The sequence below is a fragment of the Anaerosporobacter sp. genome (genome assembly GCF_965301125.1).
This window is the reverse complement of the sequence record NZ_CBDLAM010000257.1, coordinates 839-4,368: the sequence shown is the minus strand read 5'-3', so window position 1 is coordinate 4,368 and position 3,530 is coordinate 839. Positions and strand designations below refer to the sequence as shown.

The following is a 3,530-nucleotide window of genomic DNA, read 5'->3' as shown; positions in this document are numbered from 1 at the left end:
TTTTATAATGGTTTCTGCATTTATGCATTTGTAAAAGATAGGTGGACGATATTTGAAGAATGTATTAATTATCGTAATAAAAGGGTTTGTAAAGGAGGAAGATGGTCTTGGTGTTGTTGAACTGGTATTAATTATCGTTATATTAATAGCCTTAGTTATCTTATTTAAAGATGAAGTAGAGAAGTTTATAAATAGCTTATTTGAGAAGGCAACGGACAGATCTGATGGGATATAACAAAGAAAAGAAGGCAAGTATTACTGTATATCTTACTTTAATATTGTTACTTGTAGTATCAATTCTATGTACCGTTGTTGAATCGGCTAGGATTAGCGGAGCAAAAGGAATGGGAGAAGCGGCATTAACGGCAAGCGCTGATTCATTCTATTCGTTATATCAAAGGGAATTGTATGATGAATACCGTATATTTGGCTATAATCTGAATAGCGAATCGGATAAAACCATAGAGGAACAGATTGTAGAAGTAATAGGTACATATATGGACGAAGCTCTTAAAGATGTAGAAATGGATTCTATGGAAGTAAGTAATATAGCCATGCTTACTGATTATGAAGGAGAACTATTTCTAAATCAAGTTCTATCTTTTATGAAATATAATGCACCAGGAGAAATTATTCAGGAAGTTCTTGAAAAACTCAATCTATATGAAGCTTCTGAGGATACATCTGAAATTATGAAGAAGAAACTTGAGACACAAGAATCATTAGGAGAGCTGAGTAAGGATATGCTAAAGTTAATGTCCCAAGTAGAAGGCATTGATACAGATGAGAATGGTGTTCGTGTTACTAAAGTGGGTAATATAAGAGTAAAGAATGCATTTGCAAAGAGAATTGTTGCAGAATCTCCATCGAGAAATGCACTGGGCATTAATAGAGAAATCATATACAACTCATTAGCAAATCAATACTTCAATATAGCAGCAGCGATACAAAATAGTATTGAGTATTCTAATAAAGCTGTAAAGTGTAATAAAACAATAGAAAGTTTAGAAAAACAAAAGGCAGAACTTGAGGGTGAAAAGTCTGAATTAGAAGCAGCTATTGCAAGTCAAACAAAACAAGAAGAGGACGGTGATAAGGAAGAAGGGGAAGACTCTCCCCATACCGAATCAGAAGAGGAGATACGATTAAAAGAGGTTGAAGAAGCAATTTCTACAATTTCATCATCCATTCAGGAGGAGACCAAAAATCGAAATCAGTACATAACCTTGTTAAAGGATACGAGGGACACTATTCGTGATGCAATACTTAGCACAGTAGGACAAATTGAATTAGCTCTTAAGACAATTACAGGTATAGAAGGCAAGAGTAAAGAGATTTCAAAAGAGGTTGATGGATATGAAGAAGTGGTTGAAGAAAAGAAGGAAGTGATTAGTGAAGAAATATATAAAGAAGCACAAGAAGATATTGTGGACATGAAAGAGTACATAGGAAAGCAAGAGGATAGTAACTCATTATCTGCTTCAAGTGCGATATCAATGCGACCTACGTTAATTAAGAATAAAGATATATTAGATCAGATATATTCAACTAGTTCGTATGCAATTGATAAGGAGTCAGAATCTCTTGAAGGTTGGAAAAAGGAATTGCAATCCTATAAAACCCTTCTTTCAGAATATCAGGTATCTAATCTTAAATTTGATTATTCAAGTCTTGTGATTGAACCAGAGGTAGAAAGTCCTGTTGACCATATTCTTAGTCTTTTTAAACAGGGGAGCTTAAGTTTAGTTGTTGAGGACATGGACGCAATATCAAAAGGGAGTATACAAGATGAAAACCTACCGTCTATGCTAGCAAGTATTGAAGCAGAAGCTTCAGAAGCTGACTGTGAAAGTATTTTACAAGGGTGTACGGATAATCAGTATAATTCTGATATTACCCATGCATTTGCTGTAGATGATAGCGTAGCTAATGATTTGGTGGAACAACTGTTGTTGAATCAATATGAGATGGACTTCTTTAGTGAGTATACGCAGTGTGATAAAGAAAATAATAAAGATTCTGTTAATGATACAAAGGCATTAGATGATAGTCAAGAAAGTAATGAACAGGATAATACTTTACAGTATGAACTAGAATACATCATCTCAGGACATAAGACAGATACGGAAAACTTAAGTAGTGTAGCAACTAAGATTATTTTACTGCGAACCTTAATGAATTTCGTGTATGCTTATACGGATAAAAGTATGAATACTACAGCATATGCGACGGCAGCAGCACTTGTGGGTTTTACTTGTCTAGCACCGCTAGTAACACTAATTAAGGTTGTCATTTTGTTTGTATGGTCGATGGTAGAAGCATTAGTAGATACGTATGCTTTATTAGATGGTAGAAGTGTTCCATTCATTAAGTCTAAGACCACCTTTAAAGTTACATATAATCAATTAATTAATATGAGTAAAAGTCAGATTACAAACCTAGCTAGTAAGTATCCAGTAGGTGAAGGTAAAATTGGCGATTTTACATATAGCAATTATCTACGTTTACTACTGTTATTGAATGGAACTAAAAAAAATTGTTATCGTTCCATGGATATAATCCAGATGAATATGCAAAAGATGTTGGGGACCGGATTTTATCTATGGAATTGTGTTTTTGGAATGGAGGTAATGGCATATATGAAGATACCAGAAAAGTTCGCGACATTCCCGTTTATGAAACAAATAATTGGAGAAACAGAAGGATATTATTCCTTCAAAGTAAAAGATGTAGATGCCTATTAACAATAGTAATCATCATAAGGAGGTAAACAAAGGTAGAGTGGGATGTTCTTTCTTCTAACAAAATCTAATAAAATTCTATAAGGTATGTCCTCATTTCTAAATCATTGTATACCAATTCTAATCATGAACCATAAGCTAGAAATCCCTATCTAGCCAAATAAAGGAAACTCTCTTCAAGCAAAAATCCAATAAGATATGGTTGAAAATCGCGTGTTAGAAGAAAGAATATCCCTCTCTACCTTTATATTATATGAATAACAAAAAAACATCGAAAGCTTCCATTACGGTTGAAGCATCTTTAGTTTTACCAATCTTCATATTTGCCATGTATGTTTTTATATTCTTTATACAAGTAATAAGTATACAACAAGAGATACAACTAGGACTTTTACAAACTGCAAGGTTTTGCGAAAAAATGGGATATGCATATGACTATGTTACCAATTATGAAGATGAAGAGAAGAACGAGCCATCTGATTCCTCTCAAGATAATGTCCCGCAAGAGAGTGTATCTAGGGAAGAATCGTCTGATGAAAATAAGTCTGATTCAAATGTAATAGACACAAGAGAAATCGCAACGTATCTAATTACGAGTGGTTTAATGCAGGGGAAATTTGAAGGAGTGGTAGATCAACACATAATCAATAAGTCCTGTGTTGTAGGAGGGATGGAAGGTTTAAACTTTTTGCTATCTTCTTATGATGAAGAAAGTAATATTGCAGATGTTACTGTACAGTATAAAGTACACTTTCCCATTGGCTTAGCTATTATTAAGGATTTTTATAT

General features: G+C 33.7%; 3 protein-coding genes. All 3 read left to right on the top strand.

The features are described from left to right. Nucleotides 1-52: 52 nt before the first annotated feature. Nucleotides 53-235 carry a Flp1 family type IVb pilin gene (locus tag ACW2QF_RS18145; protein WP_455717426.1) on the top strand — a complete coding sequence of 61 codons (183 nt, stop codon included), beginning with the start codon at nt 53-55 and terminating at the stop codon, nt 233-235. Next, on the top strand, nt 225-2,744 hold the full coding sequence (locus tag ACW2QF_RS18140) for a DUF5702 domain-containing protein (protein ID WP_455717425.1): 2,520 nt from the start codon (nt 225-227) through the stop codon (nt 2,742-2,744). The genes ACW2QF_RS18145 and ACW2QF_RS18140 overlap by 11 nt, the downstream gene beginning before the upstream one ends. A 250-nt stretch (nt 2,745-2,994) precedes the next feature. Next, a partial coding sequence (locus tag ACW2QF_RS18135) for a TadE family protein (RefSeq protein WP_455717424.1) occupies nt 2,995-3,530 on the top strand: 536 nt, incomplete at its 3' end.

Bases quoted from the DNA above. Each gene is read 5' to 3' on its own strand.
- ACW2QF_RS18140 (WP_455717425.1), top strand. From the start codon at position 225: ATGGGATATAACAAAGAAAAGAAGGCAAGTATTACTGTATATCTTACT.